This is a genomic window from Desulfobulbus alkaliphilus (genome assembly GCF_016918545.1).
GTDB lineage: Bacteria > Desulfobacterota > Desulfobulbia > Desulfobulbales > Desulfobulbaceae > Desulfobulbus > Desulfobulbus alkaliphilus.
The window spans coordinates 166,824-185,591 of the sequence record NZ_JAFFQC010000002.1 but is presented as its reverse complement, the minus strand read 5'-3'; the positions used below and the strand labels follow the sequence as shown (position 1 = coordinate 185,591).

The following is an 18,768-nucleotide window of genomic DNA, read 5'->3' as shown; positions in this document are numbered from 1 at the left end:
TGACCATGGATTACACCACCAGCCATTTCACCCAGAAGGTCAACTTCTGCCGGGTTGATCTTGACTGGGGCAATCGACGGATGGAAGTCCGTTTTTTTGGTTATGACAGTAAGGAACTGACCCGCACCGCGGTGCTGGAGCTGGCCTGATGCAGGGAACAACCAACACACTGCTGCAACGAGGTGATTATGAAACGGATTTCCTCCCCCATCACTGAGCTCAAAGCCCATTACACCGTGGTGGTTGTCGGCTCCGGCTACGGTGGCTCCATTGCCGCCTCGCGCCTGGCCCGTACCGGTCAATCGGTCTGCCTGCTGGAGCGCGGACGGGAATTGCTGCCCGGAGAATGCCCCGACAGCAGTCTTGAAGCCCTGCGAGAAATCCAGGTGGATCTGCCGCCTCGATGTGCTGTCCCGTTGTTTAGGTGCCACGACCTTTGTCATGGCCATGCTGGCCGGCATGCAGGGCGTACGTTCGGCCCTGATCTCGCAGATCGCCACCCATATCCGGGCCCCTTTGAGCACCCGCTTCAAAACCGGTCTCCATCTGCCCACCGTGCTGAAAAGCCTGGGAGTGGAGTCACACACCGCGTATACAGACCGACATGCGGACTGGAGTGATACACTGTTTGACCGAATGTTGCGTCTGCAGCCCATTCCCCTTGAGGAGCGCTGCTGGAGTTCTGTCTGCCATCATATCACCTTTCTCTACGGCATGCTCTACGAGCACGAGCGCCTCAACAAAGCCACCCATGACGCCTTACACGAGAAAACGGCAATCTTTACCAGCGTCACGTTATAGCCGGCTACGGACATATTGACTGCATTTTTGGCGCTGAGGCCGCTCGAGATGTGTATCCACTGATCGTGCAGCATTTTGAACACCTGAATCCGTGACGGTTGGGCTGCTGTTTGAATTCTATTGTACCCGGATCCGTGAGCGTCGGCATGCACACAGAAGATGGCAATAGTTCTCAGCCCTCCAGGGGAGGAGGGATCAGCACGAAATTCCCCACATGCTTCTTCTCGAGGAATTCCTGCTGGGCGTCCATGATCCGTTCGAGGGGAAGTGTTTTTGCCACCAGCGGCTGCAGTTGGCCCTGTTCGATGTACGAGATAAGCTGGGGAAAAATGGGTTCGTCCCAGGCTGTGCACCCTATCAGCAACAGATCCTTCAGATAGAAGGTCCGCATATCGAGTGAGACCAGCGGTCCACCGATGGCCCCGGAAGACACATACCTGCCCCCTCGTTTCAATACCTCAAGCAGGTCCCCGAAAGCAGGTCCGGCAACATTGTCGATAACCACATCCATGGTGTTTTTGCCGAGACATGCAAGGCAATCCGCATCGCGGGCAATGACTTGGTGTGCGCCGATGGCAAGTACCTGCTCGGTTTTCTCCTTTGTAGTGATTGCCGTGACCCTGGCGCCCCGGCGTTTGGCAAGTTGAACCGCGGCTGAACCGACACCGCCGGATGCTCCGGTGACCAGCACCTGGTCTCCCTGAGCCACCTGAGCACGATGCACCATGTTCTCCGCTGTTCCATAGGCACAGGGTATGGTCGCCAATTGGGCATCACTCCAGTCGCAATGCACCGGGAATACCTCTCCGACTGGTACTTTGACAAATTGGGCAAAGGCCCCATCGAAATCAGAGCCCATCCAGATATTGTCCCAGGACATAAAACCTGATGTTCGTATACACGGGCGGACGAGCACGCGGGTGCCGATGGCGGCTGGGTTGCCATCGGGGCCAACGGCAGCAATGCGGCCACAGCAATCAGTGCCCTGAATGAAAGGAAAGGGGGTGGCCTCGTTCCAACCTCCATCTGTCCTCGTATCTGCTTGCAGGTCTTCTGCAGTTGCGGCATCTTCCGTGCCTGTCTTTACTGATGAAGAATACCAGCCAACCCGGGTATTGATTTCCGTGTTGTTGACCCCGGCGGCAAGCACCTGGACCAGCACTTCACCGGAAGCAGGTGTCGGAAGAGGAACCACTCGCGGCCTGAGTTGTTCGTATCCACCATTGCCGATAGTGACAATGGCCTTCATGGTTTGTTCTCCCTCCCTGGGGTCAAATCGGTCATTGTGTGGAGTACGGCTCCATGTACTGTCCATGTCAGAACTCCTTGATACCTTTCATGTCATCTCAAATCCCTGCTGCAGGGACAGTTGCCTGTCCCGGGCAGGTCTCCCCAAAAAATTCCGCCCCGGTGGCAGGTACGTTTCTGGTGTCTTGATCCGGAACAGCAACCAGATCCAGGCCAATGATGCGGAAGGCGCCTGCGGCACCCAAAGGTGGATGAGGCGGATGAAAACCGATATACCGACTTGTGTCAAGGGACGGTCAAGTGACTCCTGGGTCCGTGAGCGTTCGTTCGTGCGTGAGCTTAATTGTCGGTGACCGTTCGATTAAAGTGCATTGTATCGGGCGGTTGTGGCCAATGAAGAGGGCGTGCGGGCGGGCACCCCGAAGGACTGCTGGTGAAGGTTGTCTTCAAGGATTCTGCTGCAATTATAAAAGGATGACAGCAAGATGTACCCAAAAACACTCCAGCCGTCACGGCTTCAGGAGGAGTGCTGGCCGGCGGTCAGGGAGGCGGAGTATTCCCGGATGAGCAGACTCAGGGCGGTCTGCCGCTGGGACGTGTCCTGGTTGCGCACCGCCAGAGCCAGGGCTTGCCGGGAGCCAACCAGCACCACCAGCTTTTTACCCCGGGTCAGGCCGGTGTAGACGAGGTTGCGGAAGAGCATGCGGTAGTGTTGGTTCAGAACCGGGATAATCACCGCGTCGAATTCCGATCCCTGCGATTTGTGAATGGTGATGGCGTACGCGAGATCGAGTTCGGCGATCTGTTCGTGGCTGTATTCGACGCGACGTCGGTCCGGCAGGAAGGTGACCTCGCAGCTGAGATTGGCATTGTTGATCCGGGTGATCCTGCCGATATCGCCGTTGAAGACGTTCAGGTCGTAATTGTTGCGGCGGTGAATGACCCGGTCACCGGTCCGGAAAATTCGTTCGCCGATCGACAGTTCGGCTGTCCCTTCGACAGGTGGGTTGACGCTGTGCTGGAGCGTGGTATTGAGGTTCGCCGCCCCCAGTGAGCCACGTATCATCGGAGTCAGCACCTGGATCTCGATGTTGGTCCCGAAATATTTCGGTATCCATTCCCGGTAGAGTTTACGCACCACGTCGACAGCGGTGAGACCGTAATACAAGGAGGACCAGGGGTGGGTCTTTTTGGCCAGGGCAAGCAATTCCCCGGCCGCCGAATCGGCGGCAACCAATACCCCTGGGGAAACATGGCTGAACTGCTGCGGGACGGTGAAATCCCAACCTCGGGTTTCTTCTTCCGGGATCTGGGGGTCAAAGGGGGTCTGCGCGAACAGTTCTTCCCGGGCCTTGATGCCGGCATAGTGCAGTTTGATCTTGTTGATGAACTGCAGCTGCTTTTTGGTCGCTTCGGTTGAATCAATGAAAAAACAATCGGATTGTTTCCAAAGCTGAGGTGATTTAAAAGGTGAATCCAGGCAGGGCAACACGCCGGTATTGATCTGGTGCGCGGTGGTGATGATCGTCGATTCCCGCGCCTGACGAAAGATGGTGGTCAGTCGGTGGCAGGGGATGCGGCCGCAGTTGATCAGGTCGCGGAGGACATTGCCCGCTCCCACCGGCGGAAGCTGGTCGGCATCGCCGATGAACAGGATGGATGTTGCCGGCGGCACGGCCTTGAGCAGCGAGGCTGTGAGCGAGATGTCGAGCATCGAACTTTCATCGATGATGAGACAGTCAGCCTGCAGCGGGTTGTCTTCACAGCGCTTGAAACCAGTTCCTTGAAATTCAAGCAGACGATGAATTGTTTTGGCCTCCATGCCGATCACCTCGCCCATACGCTGTGCTGCCCGTCCGGTGGGAGCGGTGAGCAGGACCGAGAGGCGCAGGGTCTTCATCAGGGCGACAATGACCTTGGTGGTGGTTGTTTTACCGCACCCTGGGCCACCGGTGAGGATGGAGCAGTGCTGGTCGATCACTGAACTGACAGCCCGGACCTGCTCCTCACTCAGGGCCATGGTCCGCTGTTGGGTGTAGCGGTGGATCCAATCCGACACCTTGGCACGGTCAATACCGCGCCTTCTCACCATACCGGCCAGCCGTCGGGCCACGTATTCCTCGTCGTAGTACAATGATTTGGCGTAATAACACGGGACCTGATCGCCGCTCCTGGCGTCCGGGAGAATTCGTACCCGGACCTGCCCCTCTCGGTGCATGGTTTCCAGGTGCTGGGCCAGACTGCTGGTCAGGTCAATCTGCAGCAGTTCTTCTGCCTGGGAATTGATCTGTTCCTGACTGAGGTAACAGTGGCCGAGTTCCCGGGCCGCTGAGAGGACATGGCGGAGAGCGGCACGGATGCGCAGTGGTGCGTCTTCGGCAAAGCCGATGGACAGCGCCACCCGGTCCGCGGTGAAAAAACCGATGCCATACAGATCCTCGGCCAATCGGTAGGGATTTTCCTGGACCACGGCAATGGCGCGATCACCGTATTTTTTGTAGATACGAACCGCAAACAGGGTCGAAATACCATGGGACTGGAGGAAAATCATGACATCGCGGATGGCCCGATGTTCGAGCCAGGCCTCCTGGATCATGGTCAGTTTTTTTTCAGCGATACCGGGGACCTCGGTCAGACGATTGATGTCTTCCTCAAAGACGGTGAGGGTCTGGGCGCCAAAATGATGGACAATTCGCTGCGCGGTCTTGGGGCCGACTCCCTTGATCAGTCCGGATCCCAGATATTTTTCCAGGGCGCCGGCACTGGCTGGTTTCCGTTCGGTGGCGAATCGGGCCTTGAACTGGCGGCCGAATCGGGGGTGATGGGTCCAGTTGCCGGTAAATTCCATGGTTGCACCGGCAAAGACCCTGGTCTGATGCACGGTGACGGTTATCAGTTCACCGTATCCCCGGAATGGAGAGACCTTGAGAACCGACCAGCCACTGGTTTCATCATGATAGGTGACCCGTTCAACAATACCCCGAATTTTTTCTTGAATTTCCGACTGTTCCACTCAGAATAACTCTTTGTTGCACTTGGTCCCTTGTCTGATCGATACATTGATGCTATATTAGTAAACCCAATGCTACAATATTATCCAGTCAAAGAGGAGTTCTTTATGGAAGAATTGCAGGAAAATGTGAGAAAAGTACTGGCGCAGGTTCGGCCCACCCTGCAACGGGACGGTGGTGATGTCGAATTTGTCGGTCTTGATTCTGATATGGTGGTCAAGGTCCGGCTGACAGGAGCCTGCAAAGGGTGTCCGATGTCGCGGATCACCCTTAAGGAAGGGATCGAGAAATTCGTCAAAAGTGAACTTCCGGCTATCCGCGCCGTCGAGGCGGTTGAATAGGGGGCTGGCATGGGTTTTCTGGAAAGCCTGCTTTGGCTGACCCTCAATGTGTATCACGAAGCGCGCTCCGAGCCGGAGATCGGCCAGCTGGCCGTGGCTCATGTCACCCTCAATAGGGCCATGGAGGACCGGAAAAGCGTGGCTGATGTGGTCCTGGCACCATATCAGTTCAGTTGGACCTTTCAAAAAGATTCGTATGTTCCACTGGAAATGAATCCGCTGGGGGAGAGTCTACGGGTCGCTCTCAAGGCGATGACCACCCCTGATTTCACTGATGGCTCGACCTTTTATCATCATGTTAGAGTCGATCCCCATTGGGCAGCACACAAAATTTTCACTGGCCAATACGGTGTGCATAAATTTTACCGACGTCCTGAGTCACCGCTCTCGGTATCTGTTTTTTAGCCGCTGCCGATTCTTGTTTGCCTAGTTTTTTCTCTGCTGAACTTCAACATCCGTTTCCCCTCATTTCTTATCGTCCCGTCTTCTGCCATCCTTGTCAACTTCCCTCGTGCCACAGGCATTTCCGGTGCTGTTGGCATTGGTTTGCTGACGGAGGTCGACTCCTGAATCCGTGACGACTGGACGCTTGTTTTGGATATATCTTGCTGTAATCATCTTGTAATTGCATCGGAATCCTTGACAATTACTTTCACCAGCCGACCTTCGGGGTATCCGTCCGCACACCATTTTCATTGCCTGTACCCGTCCGATAAAGTTAACTTTAATAGAACGGTCACAGGCAATTAAAGCTGACGCACGGATGGTAACCGTTCACCTGGTGAACATTGAGCAGGTACTGAAGGTTACCGCCCCCTGTAGGAGCCCACCCCTGTGGGCGAATTCCCGTTCCTTTTCTCAGCAGCTTTATCGCCCACGGGGGTGGGCTCCTACAGGGAAGTACCGGGGGTAACGACCAAACTCTCGTGTCTGGTGAACGGTTACCACGGATGTTCGCTCACGGATCCAGGCGACTGTCATGGCATGACGGTGCTTGACAAATCGTTTTGTCTCCTTTATAGAAGAAACATCGCTGGGGGTGGCTTACTGCCTGAGATGATACCCATTGAACCTGATCCGGATAATACCGGCGAAGGGAAGCGGACAAGACGACAGGAACTGCAAAGAGTTCTTTTTTGGGTTTTATAACCGCTTGTCCTTCCCGGGAAGGACAAGCGGTTTTTTTTTGCACTCCAAGGTTCTTCATGGGAAGACTATCTGGGGAAAGCGAAAAAAATGATCGGATGGGACTGGGAAACAGCTTTTTTGTGGGTGTGTGACATGGAATTGATAATTAACGGTGAACAGCAGAATATTCCGGTGGGAACCATCACGGAACTGGTGGAGTATAAGAGGCTCGAGGCCCAATCACTGGTGGTCGAACTTAATCGCGCCATAATCAAACAGGAGCAGTGGGCATCGGTCCAGCTCAAGCCAGGCGACAGGCTGGAACTGCTCAGCTTTGTCGGTGGAGGTTGAACATGGAAAACGATATCCTCACACTGGGTGGTATCACTTTTACCAACAGGCTGTTCACCGGTACCGGCAAGTTTGCGGCCAACAGCCAGATTCCCGGAATGCTGGCCGCCAGCGGTTCTCAGATGATCACCGTGGCTCTGCGGCGCATTGACAACGATGCCCGCGCAGAGAATATCCTGAAGTATATTCCTGACAACGTCACGCTTCTGCCCAACACCTCTGGAGCGCGGACCGCGGAACAGGCTGTACGCGTCGCCCGTATCGCCCGTGAGGCCGGATGCGGCCCGTTTATCAAGATCGAAGTGATCACCGACATGAAATACCTGATGCCGGATAACTGGGAAACGCTCAAGGCCACCGAGATTCTTGCCCGGGAGGGTTTTGTTGTCCTGCCCTATGTGCTGCCGGATCTGGTGCTCGCCAGACAGCTGGAGCAGGCGGGCGCGGCAGCGGTCATGCCACTGGGTGCGCCCATTGGGACCAATCGTGGCCTGGAAACAGCGAGTCTGATCCAGCTTCTCATTGAAAACTGTACGGTCCCGGTGGTGGTTGATGCCGGCATCGGCCGGCCGTCCCAGGCGGCAGCGGCCATGGAAATGGGGGCGGATGCCGTTCTAGTCAATACCGCCATCGCCACAGCCCGGGACCCTCAGGCCATGGGTCGGGCCTTTGACCTGGCAGTCAAGGCGGGTCGGGCAGCCTATCTTGCCGATATGGCAGAAGAATCAACGTTAGCTCGGGCTTCGTCGCCACTTACGGGCTTTCTTGATGACTGAGACCTGGATCCGTGAGAGTTCGTACCGTGCGTTAACTGCAATTATAATCTGATTATAGCAAGATATATCCAAAAAAATAGTCCAGCCGTCACGGATTCAGTTGAGAGAGAAGTCGCTGCGGCAATCATAGGGTCTGGACCGGTGTGGTTACCGGTTACGCTGCCTGTGGTGGCTGCATGGGGGGCCATGCCGCTCATGGAGAACAGCTGCCCGTTGATTGTGTCGTACCCCTTCACCGGGGCTGAAGCAAGGAACCAATGGCACGCTTCGAAAAAGGGATTCCTTTACTGCTCTCAATAGCATCGCCAAGGTGTCATCATGTCCTTTTATGAGATTGTTCAGAAGTACAGCCCGTTTGATTTTGAGGGCTTTTTCGACCAGGTCACCGATGCGGCCATCAAGCGCAGCCTGGCCAGGGAAAAACCGGGCGCCATGGATTTTCTCACCCTGGTCAGCCCCAGGGCAGCCGGGCACCTTGAAGCCATGGCCCAGAAGGCGCACCGCTTGACCGTGCAGTATTTCGGTCGGACCATCCAGCTTTTTATCCCCCTGTACATCTCCAATCACTGCACAAACCAATGCATGTACTGCGGATTCAACCACAATAATCCCATCCAGCGCCGGATATTGTCCCTTGAGGAGATTGAAGAGGAAGCCAAAGCCATTGCCCGGACCGGCATGCAGCATGTCCTTTTTCTGACCGGCGAGGCTCAGCACATCACTCCCATCGAGTATCTGGTTGAGGCGGCCCGCTGTCTGAAGCGCTATTTTGCCTCGGTGGCGATCGAGGTCTATCCGCTGGAGACAGAGGAGTATCGTCTTCTCCAGCAGGCCGGGGTCGACGGCATGACCCTGTTTCAGGAAACGTACAACGAGGACGTGTACAGGCGAGTGCATCAGGCCGGAAAAAAAAAGGACTATCACTGGCGGTTGAACGGTCCGGAGCGGGCGGCGCGCGGCGGTTTGCGGGTGGTCAACATCGGACCGCTCCTGGGTCTGGCCGAACCGCGCAGGGAAATTTTTTTCACCGGCCTCCATGCCCGCTATCTGGAAAATTCCTTCCTGGACACCGAGGTGGCGATTTCCCTGCCCCGTTTCAATCATGCGGAGGGGAACTTTCAACCGGATTACCTGGTGGACGACAAGACCTTTGTCCAATTCATGACCGCCCTGCGCCTCTTTCTGCCCCGGGCAGGTCTGACTATCTCCACCCGGGAGAGTGCTACGTTCCGGGATCGTATTCTGCCTTTAGGGGCGACCCGTTATTCGGCGGGATCCAGCGTCGGCGTAGGGGGGTATGCCGAGAGCCGACCGGACTTGGCGCACCAGTTCGAGATCACCGACGAGCGAAATGTCGAAGAGGTGGCCAGGGCCATCATGACCCATGGCTATCAGCCGGTCTACAAGGACTGGGATATGATCGTATGAAGATAGCAATAGCGGGAGTCGGTGGTATTGGATCCAATGTGGCCGTCAATCTGGTGCGCAGTGGCATCAGTTTTCTCAAAATTGTCGACTATGACCGGGTGGAGTTTTCCAACCTGAACCGGCAATTCTATTTTCACGATCAGATCGGTCGATTCAAGGTGGAGGCCCTGGCGGAGAATCTCAAACGGATACGGCCAGAACTAGAGGTGGAGGCGGTTGTCGACCGGGTTGATGTGGAAAATTGTCAGTCACTTTTTTCCGGTTGCGACTTGATTGTCGAAGGCTTTGATCGACAGCAGGACAAAAAAATGCTGGTGGAGTATCTGGGATCTGAACGGATGCTGGTCTTGGCCTGCGGCATTGCCGGCAGTGATCTTGCATGTATCCGCAGCCGGCGGCTTGGCACCTGCTGTATTGTCGGCGATTTTGCCACTGATTGTCAACAGGCGCCTCTTTTTGCCCATAAGGTGACTACTGTTGCCGGTTTCATGACCGAATTCATAGTTCAACAAGGAATCAAATATGGAAAAAAAATCGACTAAACCGATTTTTCCCACCGGTATTTATGGTATCACCGCCGAGAAATTTTCCGGCGGACGCTCCAATCTTGAAGTGGTTCGGGCGATGATCGCCGGCGGGATCAGTATTCTCCAATACCGTGAGAAACGACCGCGGAAAAGTTTTGCCGCCATGCTGGAGGAGTGCCGCGCGATCCGCGATATAACTCGAGAGGCGGGTGTGCTGTTCATTATCAACGATTATCCGGATATTGCTCTGCTGGTGGATGCCGACGGCGTCCATGTCGGTCAGGATGACTTCCCGGTGAACGAAGTTCGCCGCCTCATCGGGGATGAAAAACTGATCGGTTTATCCACCCACAGTCCCGAACAGGCGGACGCCGCAGTCCAAGCTGGGGCTGATTACATCGGGGTCGGGCCCATTTTCAGTACCCAGACCAAGGACGATGTCTGTGCTCCGGTGGGGCTCGGTTACCTGGAGCATGTGGTGCGAACCAGCTCCCTTCCTTTTGTTGCCATCGGCGGCATCAAGGAGCATAATCTTGATCGGGTCCTGGAACGTGGGGCCCGCACCGTTTGTCTGGTCACCGAAATCGTCGGCGCTCCGGATATTGCGGCCACCGTGCGCCGGCTGCAGGCGGCCTGCGCCTGAATCCTCTTCTGTTTCCCCATTGTAAGGAGAAGTACTATGGTCCATGCAACGCAAATGGCCGCTGCCCGCCAAGGCGTCCTCACCTCCCAGATGCAACAGGTCCTTGCCGATGAAAGAATCCACCAGGACGATCTTCTCGAGCGGGTCGCCAACGGTCGCATCGTCATTCCCGCCAACCGCAACCATCCCAACCTGATCGCCAAGGGGATCGGTGCCGGCTTGAGCACCAAGATCAATGTCAATCTCGGGGTTTCCGAGGACTGCTGCAACGTTGAGGCCGAGTTGAACAAGGTCCGTCGGTCCATCGAACTGAAGGCCGATGCCATCATGGATCTGAGCACCTTTGGCGACACCCGCACTTTTCGGCAACGAACCGTGGCCTTGAGCCCGGTCATGATCGGTACGGTGCCGGTCTATGATGCCGTGGCCCGCTACGGAAAGGATGTGGCTGCGATCTCAGTGGATGATTTTTTCGATGTGGTGCGCATTCACGCCGAGGATGGAGTCGATTTCATGACCATCCACGCTGGTCTTACCCGGGTGGCGGTCCAATGTCTGCGCACGAACCCCCGTTTGACCCATGTGGTCAGCCGGGGCGGTTCGCTGCTTCTCGACTGGATGATCCGCAACGATGCGGAGAATCCTTTTTTCGAACATTTCGACCGATTGCTGTCCATTTGTCGGGAATATGACGTCACCCTCAGCCTGGGTGACGGCCTGCGGCCAGGCAGTCTCCGCGATGCCACCGACGCTGCCCAGATCCAGGAGCTGATTGTTTTGGGCGAGTTGACCAAGCGTTGCTGGCAGGAAGATGTTCAAGTCATGATCGAGGGCCCGGGACATGTACCCCTCAACGAGGTGGTGGCCAACATGCAGCTTGAAAAGAAACTGTGCCATGGCGCTCCGTTTTACGTGCTGGGTCCCATTGTCACCGATGTGGCTCCGGGCTACGACCACATCACTTCGGCCATCGGCGGCGCCCTTGCCGCCACCTACGGCGCCGATTTTCTCTGTTATGTCACTCCGGCTGAACATCTGCGTCTGCCGGATGCGGATGATATGAAAGAGGGGATCATTGCTTCGCGCATTGCCGCCCATGCCGCCGACGTGGCCAAGGGTATTCCCGGGGCCATGGATTGGGATAACGCCATGAGCCAGGCACGCAAGGAGCTTGATTGGGAACGGATGTTCGAACTCGCCCTGGACCCGGAAAAGGCCCGTGCCTACCGGGCTTCTTCCCAGCCTATTGACCAGGAGGTCTGCACCATGTGCGGAGACCTCTGTGCGGTCAAGCGCAGTCGCGCCATTCTTGAATCGTAAAAAAAGCCTCCCACTCGCAAGATCGGTGCTCGCATCAACGAGCACCGATCCTCCTAAGCTGTGCCTCAAACAGATTCTGCTCTTTTCGTTGTCCGACTCACCTCCAACCTGTTGTGTTACTTGTCGAACAGGTGGCGGAACTCCGCCAACCCTTCCTGCTCCAGATCATCTTTGGCAACAAAACGTAAGGCCGCTGAGTTGATGCAGTAGCGAAGACCGGTTGGTGCCGGGCCATCCTTGAAAACATGCCCCAGATGGGAATCCGCCTGCCGACTGCGGACTTCGGTACGAACCATGAACAGCCGCCTGTCGGTGTGCTCGACAATATTGTCAGCTACCAGCGGGCGGGTGAAACTGGGCCAACCCGTGCCGGAATCATATTTGTCGGTGGAACTGAACAGCGGTTCGCCGGAGACAATGTCAACATAGATGCCCTCTTCTTTGTTGTTCCAGTATTCGTTATTGAAGGGTGGCTCAGTGCCGTCCTTCTGGGTAACTTCGTATTGGAGCGGGGTCAAACGTTTTTTCAGATCTTCTTTCATGTCAGTCTTGTCAGTCTCCACGGTGGGAACATGCTGCCAGGTTGTCTTGAGGAAGTTTTCCCGGCCGGAACCGGCTCGGTAGAGTTGATAGCGAATCGGGTTTTTTTTGTAATAATCCTGATGATAGTCCTCCGCCGGGTAAAAGTGCGATGCCGGTAATATCGGGGTGACCAAAGGTTTGGTGAAAATGCCCCTGGATGCCAGATTCTCTTTGGATTGCACCGCTGCCAGGCGCTGGTTTTCGTTGGCGTAGAAAATGGCGCTGGTATACCCGGAGCCCCGATCCGCAAACTGGCCACCGGCATCGGTGGGATCGATTTGCCGCCAGAAGGTCTCCAGCAGTTCGTTGTAGGTGATCCGGTTGGTATCATACACCACCTCAATCACCTCCAGATGACCGCCGCGGGCATAATTTTCATACCTTGGATTTTCGGTGGCGCCGCCCGCGTATCCGGAACGGACAGAGAGAACACCATCGAGTTTTTCAAAGGGTGGCTCCATGCACCAGAAACAGCCACCGGCAAAGAGAGCTGTCTGCTGGTTGCTCGCGCCTTCTTTGTCGGGATCTGGTTGCATCCCGATCGTTTTGTCGTTGCCACTGATTGAGGCAAAGACAATACCTGCTGCCAGCAGAATGCAGATGAGCGAAAAGGTGTGGAATGAAAGCATGACGATATCCTCCTGATTCAAGATCTGATAAAAGGGGATGGGAAAATTTATCATTAAAAGATAAGAATATTTTTCAGGCTCGCCAGACTGAATATGCATCGGCAAACCACCCGGCTGTCGCCTTTCAACGATTTGGGGCAGACAACAAGAAGGAAAAACTTGCCAAAGATGCGGCTAGAAGATACATATTTAAAAGTCAATTCGGCGCTTGGTTTCGAGGCTCGACATCAGCGTACTTGTCGACTCGCTGAGCTGAACAGTACCTGGATCCGCGAGTTTCCTTACGTATGACAGCTTTGTCGCTTGTGGCTGTTCCAGTAAAGGACCCTTTTTTTTCGGACCGGAATGGGCAATGGAGAGGGCCTGCGGAGGGACGACCCGAAGGACGGCGGGTGAAGGGTACTATCTGAAAATCCCCGTAAGAACAACCCCGAGCGCAGTACACCTCATCCTCAGCAAGAGTCCAACCGTCACGGATTCAGGCTATGGCCAACGGTACCTGTCAAGTTCACACTGGCTCGGTCGAATTCGACCGGTCTTGTTCCGGGGCGATGCCAGTCGCGTCGCTCCACCATTACAAATGAGGGAGGTTTTTCATGAAACGACTGGGGATGCTATTTGCGGGAATGCTCGTTCTGGCCATCGGCGTTCCTGCCGCGGAAGCGGCAGTCCGCTATGCCACCATCGGTACCGGAGGGGTGACCGGGGTCTACTATCCGGTGGGAGGTGCCATCAGCAGGATGGTGAATGCCAAGCGTGACGAGTATAATATCCGTGCCACGGTGGAATCCACCGGTGGTTCGGTGTTCAATATCAACGCGTTGATGGCTGGTGATCTCGAATTCGGCATAGTGCAGTCTGACCTGCAGTATCATGCTTTCAGTGGTCAAAATGACTGGGAAGGTCGTCCGCAGGAAAAATTGCGGGCTGTCTTTGCTCTGCATCCGGAAATTGTCACCATTGTCGCTGCTGTGGACAAGGACATCAAGACTGTAGCCGATTTGAAGGGTAAGATCGTCAACATTGGTCAGCCTGGCTCCGGCCAGCGCAGCAATGCCTTTGATCTTTTCGCCGTTGCGGGTATCGACCCTGACCAGGACCTTAAAGCCGAAGGCCTCAGGCCCGCGGAATCAGCAGGCATGCTCCAGGATAACCGCATCGATGCCTTCTTCTACACTGTGGGGCATCCCAACGGTTCAGTCCAGGAAGCCACCGCCGGGACTCGCAAGGTGAATTTTGTCACCGTTCCCGAGGAGATGGTCGCCAAATTGACTGAAATGCACTCTTTTTATGCCCCTGCAGACATTCCGATTCATCATTACCCGAACGTTGTGAATGATGCCGACGTCCCCTCTTTCGGTGTCAAAGCAACCCTGTGCACCAGCGCTGATGTACCTGACGATGTCGTGTATGCCGTTACCAAGGAAGTGTTCACCCAACTGGAATCCTTCCGCAACCTCCATCCTGCCCTGGCAGTGCTGACCCCGGAGAACATGCTCGAAGGGTTGAGCGCGCCGCTCCATCCTGGTGCTGTAAAGTTTTTTAAGGAAGCCGGTCTCATGTGATCGTTGGACCTTGTGGCCCGGACGGCAACCTTGTCGTTCGGGCCTTTTTTTGCTGCCATTGTTCAGCGGGTGCAAGTGCAAGCTGGTCGTGGCCCGAAGGGCGGCTGGTGAAAGTTCTCTTAAAGGATTCTGCTGAAATTATAATATAATTACAGCAAGATATATCCAAAAAAGCGTCCAGCCGTCACGGATTCAGGAGGTGGTTATCGGTGCTTGAGAGCTGATGCGCAGGCTGCCGGGTCAAGATTTCTGTATAGCCCCCTGATTTTTCGCGAATTGAGTGCCGGTGAAGGCTCACCGATCCAGAGGTTACTTTCTGTCAACCTTTTAAGGAGGGCTCCATGAACAGTGCCGATACCCGCAAGGATGAAGGTGTACGCCGTGCCCGGCGCATGGCTCAAGAGGAGGAATTGGGGCTGCGTCGTCCCAAAAACTGGGGGCGCTGGGCGATACCTGTCATTGCGTTGTGCTGGACTCTGTTCCAGCTTTCTCTGGCATCCTGGTTGCTGCTTGACTCCACCATTGTCCGGGCCATTCACCTGGCTTTCGCTTTTGCCCTTGTTTTCCTGGGCTATCCAACCTTGCGGCGTACAATTGACATTCCCGGATTACGCTGGCTTGGTGAACGAAGCCGCGTCACCCTTCCCGATGTTTTGCTGGCCCTGCTTGCCGTCGGCTCGGCACTGTATATTTTTTTTGATTATGAGGGGTTGGCAAGCCGGGTAGGAGCACCGTTACAGCGGGATGTGCTTTGCGGGTTGCTTTTGGTGGTGCTGCTGGTGGAGGCAGCCCGCAGGGTTATCGGGCCTGCCCTGCCGGTGATTATTGTCGCTTTCACCCTTTATGCCTTTTATGGGCCTTATATGCCCGATGTCCTCGCTTTTAAAGGAGTCAGTGTCAATCGTTATTTCTCCCAGATCACCCTGACCACCGAGGGGATCTACGGTATACCGCTCCATGTTTCCGCGACCATCGTTTTTCTCTTTGTTCTGTTCGGGGCACTGCTGCACAAAGCTGGAGGCGGCCGTTTTTTCATTGATCTGGCCATGAGTCTGCTGGGTCGCTACAAAGGCGGTCCAGCCAAGGCAGCGGTCCTCAGCTCGGGTCTGTCCGGACTGGTTTCCGGTTCCTCCATTGCCAACGTCGTTACCACCGGTACCTTCACGATTCCATTGATGAAAAAGGTTGGCTATCCAGCCAAAAAAGCGGGAGCCATCGAGGTTGCGGCCAGCACCAACGGTCAGCTCATGCCGCCGATCATGGGGGCAGCAGCCTTTATTATCGCCGAGTATGTCAACATGCCGTATCTTGAGGTGTGCAAGGCAGCGGCCATTCCCGCCTTTGCCGCCTATGCCACCCTGTTTTTCATCACCCACGTCGAGGCCTCGAAGCTGGGGCTCAAGGGGCTTCCCCGGGTCGATCTGCCCGGTTTTTTCACCACTCTGCTGAGTGGTGTGCAGTTCCTTGTCCCTCTGGGCGTTCTCCTCTATGAATTGATTATCGCCCGGCACAGTCCGGATCTTGCTGCTTTTCGCGCCATCATGACCCTGGTGCCGATCATGCTGCTGCAACATGCCGCCCGTGCCTGGGTTCAAGGCGGAGATGTGCGGGCCGGGCTGGCCCGTGGCGGCCGTGAGGTGTTGGACGGTATGGTGGCGGGTGCCCGCAATATGGTATCGGTAGCCATAGCCACTGCTGCAGCGGGAATCGTGGTCGGGATCGTCACCATGGGGCTGGGCGGGAGGATCACCGATATCATCGATATCCTCTCCGGGGGTAATTTCATTCTCATGCTGATGATTACCGCGGTGGCCAGTCTTATTCTGGGCATGGGGCTGCCGACCACGGCCAACTATATTGTCATGGCTTCCTTGACCGCTCCGGTCATCGTCACCATCGCTCAGTTCCAGGACTTTGCCGTGCCGCTCATCGCTGCCCACCTGTTCTGTTTTTATTTCGGTATCCTTGCCGATGATACGCCGCCGGTGGGGCTGGCGGCCTATGCCGCCAGCGCCATAGCCCATTCCCCGCCGATAGCCACCGGGGTCCAGGGCTTCATGTATGATATCCGCACAGCGGTGCTGCCTTTTATCTTCATCTTTAACACTGATCTGCTCCTGTGGGGGATTGACAGTTTCTGGATGGCGATGCTCATTTTCTTCATGACCTGCCTGGGGTGTTTTGCCTTTGCCGCCGTCACCCAGGGCTGGTTTATTGTGCGGATACGCTGGTATGAAATACCACTTCTGTTGGCCGTGACGGCGGTGATGTTTCGCCCTGGCTTTATCTCCAATCTGGTTGGACTGCCTGGAAAATATCCAGCGTATCTGATTGGAGTGGGTTTATTGTGTCTGGTCATTCTGATGCAATGGCAGCGCCGGCCAAAAGATACGGCAACAGCGGGAGGCATCTGATATGAAAGAACGATATGCACGTGTGCTCTATGCCACTGACCAGGGACCGGGAAGTCGGGTTGTCTTCCGCCATGCCCTGCTCACCGCCCGTCTCCACGGGGCCAGGCTGTTTGTGCTCCACGTGCTTCCAGAGGTCGAGGAGGCGGTCATTCAGAGTGTTGCCGCTGTTATGGGTCAGGATACCCTGATCGACGAGGAACGTAAGCATTTCGATGAGCAGGGGGAGGAGCTTCGCAACCGGTTTATGGAAAACCGTGAGGCCGGGTTGCAGGAATATCTGGTGGAGATGAAGGAGAATATTGAGTTTGCGATCTCCCACGGTCGCCCGGTGGCTGGCATTCTTGCCTTTGCCGATGAAGTCAATGCCGATCTGATTGTGATTGGCGCCCATCGTCGGGGCGTAATCCATCCTTTTTTTCTGGGGTCCGTGGCTGGCCGGTTACTGCGGCGTACCCGGCTGCCGGTGCTGGTCGTACCGCCGGATAAATGACCAGTGCCTGTCCGGGTCCGGGGCGGTGTTCCGATTGAGGGAAGGTGGCCGTCAGTCGATCCGGAAGTTGAGGAGGATGGATTCCCTGGCAGGAAAAAAACGGCGGTACGAAGTTTTTGATTTTTCCAGCATGATTTTTGCGGCCTGGACGGGCTCGGTGTCGGCGTATTTGTCAGAGAGATAGACGATTTCGTGGATGCCCGCCTGAATGATCACTTTAGTGCATTCATTGCATGGGAAAAGCGCGACATAAAGCCGGCAATTCCGCAGGTCGTAGGTGATGGAATTGAGGACCGCGTTGAGTTCCGCATGGCAGACGTAGGGGTATTTGGTATCCAGATACCTGCCTTCCCGTGACCACGGCAGTTCATCGTCCGAGCAGCCCCAGGGGAACCCATTGTACCCGACACCGACAATCTTGTTCTGGTCATTAGCCACGCAAGCCCCTACCTGGGTGTTGGGGTCTTTGGAGCGGTGACCCGAAAGCAGGGCCACCGCCATGAAGTATTCATCCCAGGAGAGATACCCGGTTCGTTTGCCCGTGGTGGTCATTCGGCGGTCAATCCATTGGTTTGCTGCTGCTTGAACTGGCGGCGCCGTTCCCGCCAGTCAGGCGCGTTGCCGGTTGATTTATCAATGAATTTTTTAATGGCCTGGAAATAGAGCAAGCCGGCCACGGCAATGAGCGAATTATGATCAGCACCGGGCACGATCTGCAGTTCCCTTGTCTTGGCATTGCTCTCAGCCATCAGTTTTTCTGCCTGCCAGATAGGGATCAACTGGTCGTATTGGCCGTGAAGAAGAAAGGTTGGTTTGGTAAACTGGCCGATTTTGCCGCTGTTGTTAAAAGTCTGCTCCTCGCTGATGCCCAGCTTTGCAAGGTCAAGCCCCAGGACCTTGGCCAGGGGCAGAGTTTGGGCAAAACCCGATTCGATGATAAGACCGTCCACCGCATCGCTGTGATTGACCGCGACATCGATGGCAGCGGCGCTGCCCAGAGAACGGCCCATGACAAACACCGGGCCACTGTAGCTATGTTCGGTGAGCCATCGACGCAACTGAAGAAAGAGGGCGTTGCTGTCGGATAGAAAAGTGCTGACCAGGGGGGTTCCGTCGCTCCAGCCATAACCGCGGTAATCGGTGACCAGAAAGTTCAGACCCTGCTGCATGTAGATAGGGCCGATGTCATCATAATCGGAAACGATTTCACCGTTGCCATGGAAGAAAATCAATGTAGGGGCCTCGGTGGAGTGGCTGAACAGTCGACAGCCAAGGGAAATGCCATCGGCTATGGTCGGCTGAATATCAATGGCTCCGGAAGGGGTCGGATTTTTGCCGACTCTGGTCGGGTGGAACAGCACCCGGTTGATATCCGGATGATCCATACTCTTCTGTTGTGTCAAAAGGGTCTCCATCTGTTGGTTGTTGTTGTTTTCAGTGTTGCCGATATTGCCGGATACGCCGACAGCGCAGAACAGGAAACACAGGGTGGACTGCATGATGCCGTTCCGTAG

Annotated in this window: 18 protein-coding genes, 1 pseudogene and 1 riboswitch; of the genes and pseudogenes, 14 read left to right on the top strand and 5 right to left on the bottom strand. The window is 55.5% G+C overall.

Translation table 11 applies throughout. The features are described from left to right. The first annotated feature begins 5 nt into the window (after positions 1-5). From JWG43_RS01910 to JWG43_RS19510, 3 genes and pseudogenes are all read left to right on the top strand, one after another. Positions 6-149 (top strand): hypothetical protein, encoded by a 144-nt coding sequence (locus tag JWG43_RS01910; protein WP_205241116.1) that lies wholly within the window; start codon positions 6-8, stop codon positions 147-149. A gap of 39 nt (positions 150-188) precedes the next feature. Beyond that, a pseudogene (locus tag JWG43_RS20165) lies at positions 189-398 on the top strand (NAD(P)-binding protein); the annotation flags it as partial. Then, on the top strand, positions 364-801 hold the full coding sequence (locus JWG43_RS19510; RefSeq protein WP_240193311.1) for a hypothetical protein: 438 nt from the start codon (positions 364-366) through the stop codon (positions 799-801). The pseudogene JWG43_RS20165 and the gene JWG43_RS19510, both read left to right, overlap by 35 nt. 172 nt (positions 802-973) lie before the next feature. On the opposite strand, the gene JWG43_RS01895 is transcribed toward JWG43_RS19510, so the two are convergent. Beyond that, positions 974-2,050, bottom strand: a complete 1,077-nt coding sequence (locus JWG43_RS01895; protein WP_371925140.1) for an alcohol dehydrogenase family protein — start codon at positions 2,048-2,050, stop codon at positions 974-976. A 516-nt stretch (positions 2,051-2,566) separates the two neighbouring features. Then, the gene (gene recD2 / locus JWG43_RS01890) at positions 2,567-5,062 is read right to left on the bottom strand and encodes an SF1B family DNA helicase RecD2 (RefSeq protein WP_338033214.1); all 2,496 of its coding nucleotides are present in this window, start codon (positions 5,060-5,062) and stop codon (positions 2,567-2,569) included. A gap of 114 nt (positions 5,063-5,176) precedes the next feature. On the opposite strand from recD2, the gene JWG43_RS01885 reads away from it, so the two are divergent. From JWG43_RS01885 to thiC, 8 genes are all read left to right on the top strand, one after another. After that, the gene (locus JWG43_RS01885) at positions 5,177-5,401 is read left to right on the top strand and encodes a NifU family protein (RefSeq protein WP_275888410.1); all 225 of its coding nucleotides are present in this window, start codon (positions 5,177-5,179) and stop codon (positions 5,399-5,401) included. Between the two features lie 9 nt (positions 5,402-5,410). Beyond that, complete coding sequence (locus tag JWG43_RS01880) at positions 5,411-5,806, top strand: cell wall hydrolase (protein WP_205241111.1); 396 nt, start codon at positions 5,411-5,413, stop codon at positions 5,804-5,806. Positions 5,807-6,426: 620 nt separating this feature from the next. Further along, positions 6,427-6,517: riboswitch (TPP riboswitch) on the top strand. 165 nt (positions 6,518-6,682) lie between these two features. Continuing rightward, positions 6,683-6,880, top strand: coding sequence for a sulfur carrier protein ThiS (gene thiS, locus JWG43_RS01875; protein ID WP_205241110.1), 198 nt, complete (start codon positions 6,683-6,685; stop codon positions 6,878-6,880). A 2-nt stretch (positions 6,881-6,882) separates the two neighbouring features. After that, positions 6,883-7,656, top strand: a complete 774-nt coding sequence (locus JWG43_RS01870) for a thiazole synthase (RefSeq protein ID WP_205241109.1) — start codon at positions 6,883-6,885, stop codon at positions 7,654-7,656. Positions 7,657-7,974: 318 nt separating this feature from the next. Next, positions 7,975-9,084 (top strand): 2-iminoacetate synthase ThiH, encoded by a 1,110-nt coding sequence (gene thiH, locus JWG43_RS01865; RefSeq protein ID WP_205241108.1) that lies wholly within the window; start codon positions 7,975-7,977, stop codon positions 9,082-9,084. Then, positions 9,081-9,626 (top strand): sulfur carrier protein ThiS adenylyltransferase ThiF, encoded by a 546-nt coding sequence (thiF, locus tag JWG43_RS01860; RefSeq protein WP_205241107.1) that lies wholly within the window; start codon positions 9,081-9,083, stop codon positions 9,624-9,626. Before thiH ends, thiF begins: the two co-directional genes overlap by 4 nt. Next, positions 9,607-10,254: a thiamine phosphate synthase gene (thiE, locus tag JWG43_RS01855; RefSeq protein ID WP_205241106.1), complete on the top strand. Its 648-nt coding sequence runs from the start codon at positions 9,607-9,609 to the stop codon at positions 10,252-10,254. The genes thiF and thiE overlap by 20 nt, the downstream gene beginning before the upstream one ends. Positions 10,255-10,290: 36 nt before the next feature. Then, positions 10,291-11,574 carry a phosphomethylpyrimidine synthase ThiC gene (gene thiC / locus JWG43_RS01850; protein WP_240193310.1) on the top strand — a complete coding sequence of 428 codons (1,284 nt, stop codon included), beginning with the start codon at positions 10,291-10,293 and terminating at the stop codon, positions 11,572-11,574. A gap of 116 nt (positions 11,575-11,690) precedes the next feature. On the opposite strand, the gene msrB is transcribed toward thiC, so the two are convergent. Next, positions 11,691-12,692 (bottom strand): peptide-methionine (R)-S-oxide reductase MsrB, encoded by a 1,002-nt coding sequence (gene msrB, locus JWG43_RS01845; protein ID WP_240193323.1) that lies wholly within the window; start codon positions 12,690-12,692, stop codon positions 11,691-11,693. 689 nt (positions 12,693-13,381) lie between these two features. Here msrB and JWG43_RS01840 point away from each other — a divergent pair. From JWG43_RS01840 to JWG43_RS01830, 3 genes are all read left to right on the top strand, one after another. Further along, complete coding sequence (locus JWG43_RS01840; RefSeq protein ID WP_205241104.1) at positions 13,382-14,350, top strand: TAXI family TRAP transporter solute-binding subunit; 969 nt, start codon at positions 13,382-13,384, stop codon at positions 14,348-14,350. A 341-nt stretch (positions 14,351-14,691) separates the two neighbouring features. Then, positions 14,692-16,764 (top strand): TRAP transporter permease, encoded by a 2,073-nt coding sequence (locus JWG43_RS01835; protein WP_205241103.1) that lies wholly within the window; start codon positions 14,692-14,694, stop codon positions 16,762-16,764. Position 16,765: 1 nt separating this feature from the next. Further along, positions 16,766-17,254, top strand: a complete 489-nt coding sequence (locus JWG43_RS01830) for a universal stress protein (RefSeq protein ID WP_205241102.1) — start codon at positions 16,766-16,768, stop codon at positions 17,252-17,254. Between the two features lie 51 nt (positions 17,255-17,305). On the opposite strand, the gene JWG43_RS01825 is transcribed toward JWG43_RS01830, so the two are convergent. Then, on the bottom strand, positions 17,306-17,806 hold the full coding sequence (locus JWG43_RS01825) for a deoxycytidylate deaminase (protein ID WP_205241101.1): 501 nt from the start codon (positions 17,804-17,806) through the stop codon (positions 17,306-17,308). Further along, positions 17,803-18,753, bottom strand: coding sequence for an alpha/beta hydrolase (locus JWG43_RS01820; protein WP_205241100.1), 951 nt, complete (start codon positions 18,751-18,753; stop codon positions 17,803-17,805). Before JWG43_RS01820 ends, JWG43_RS01825 begins: the two co-directional genes overlap by 4 nt. Positions 18,754-18,768: the final 15 nt, after the last annotated feature.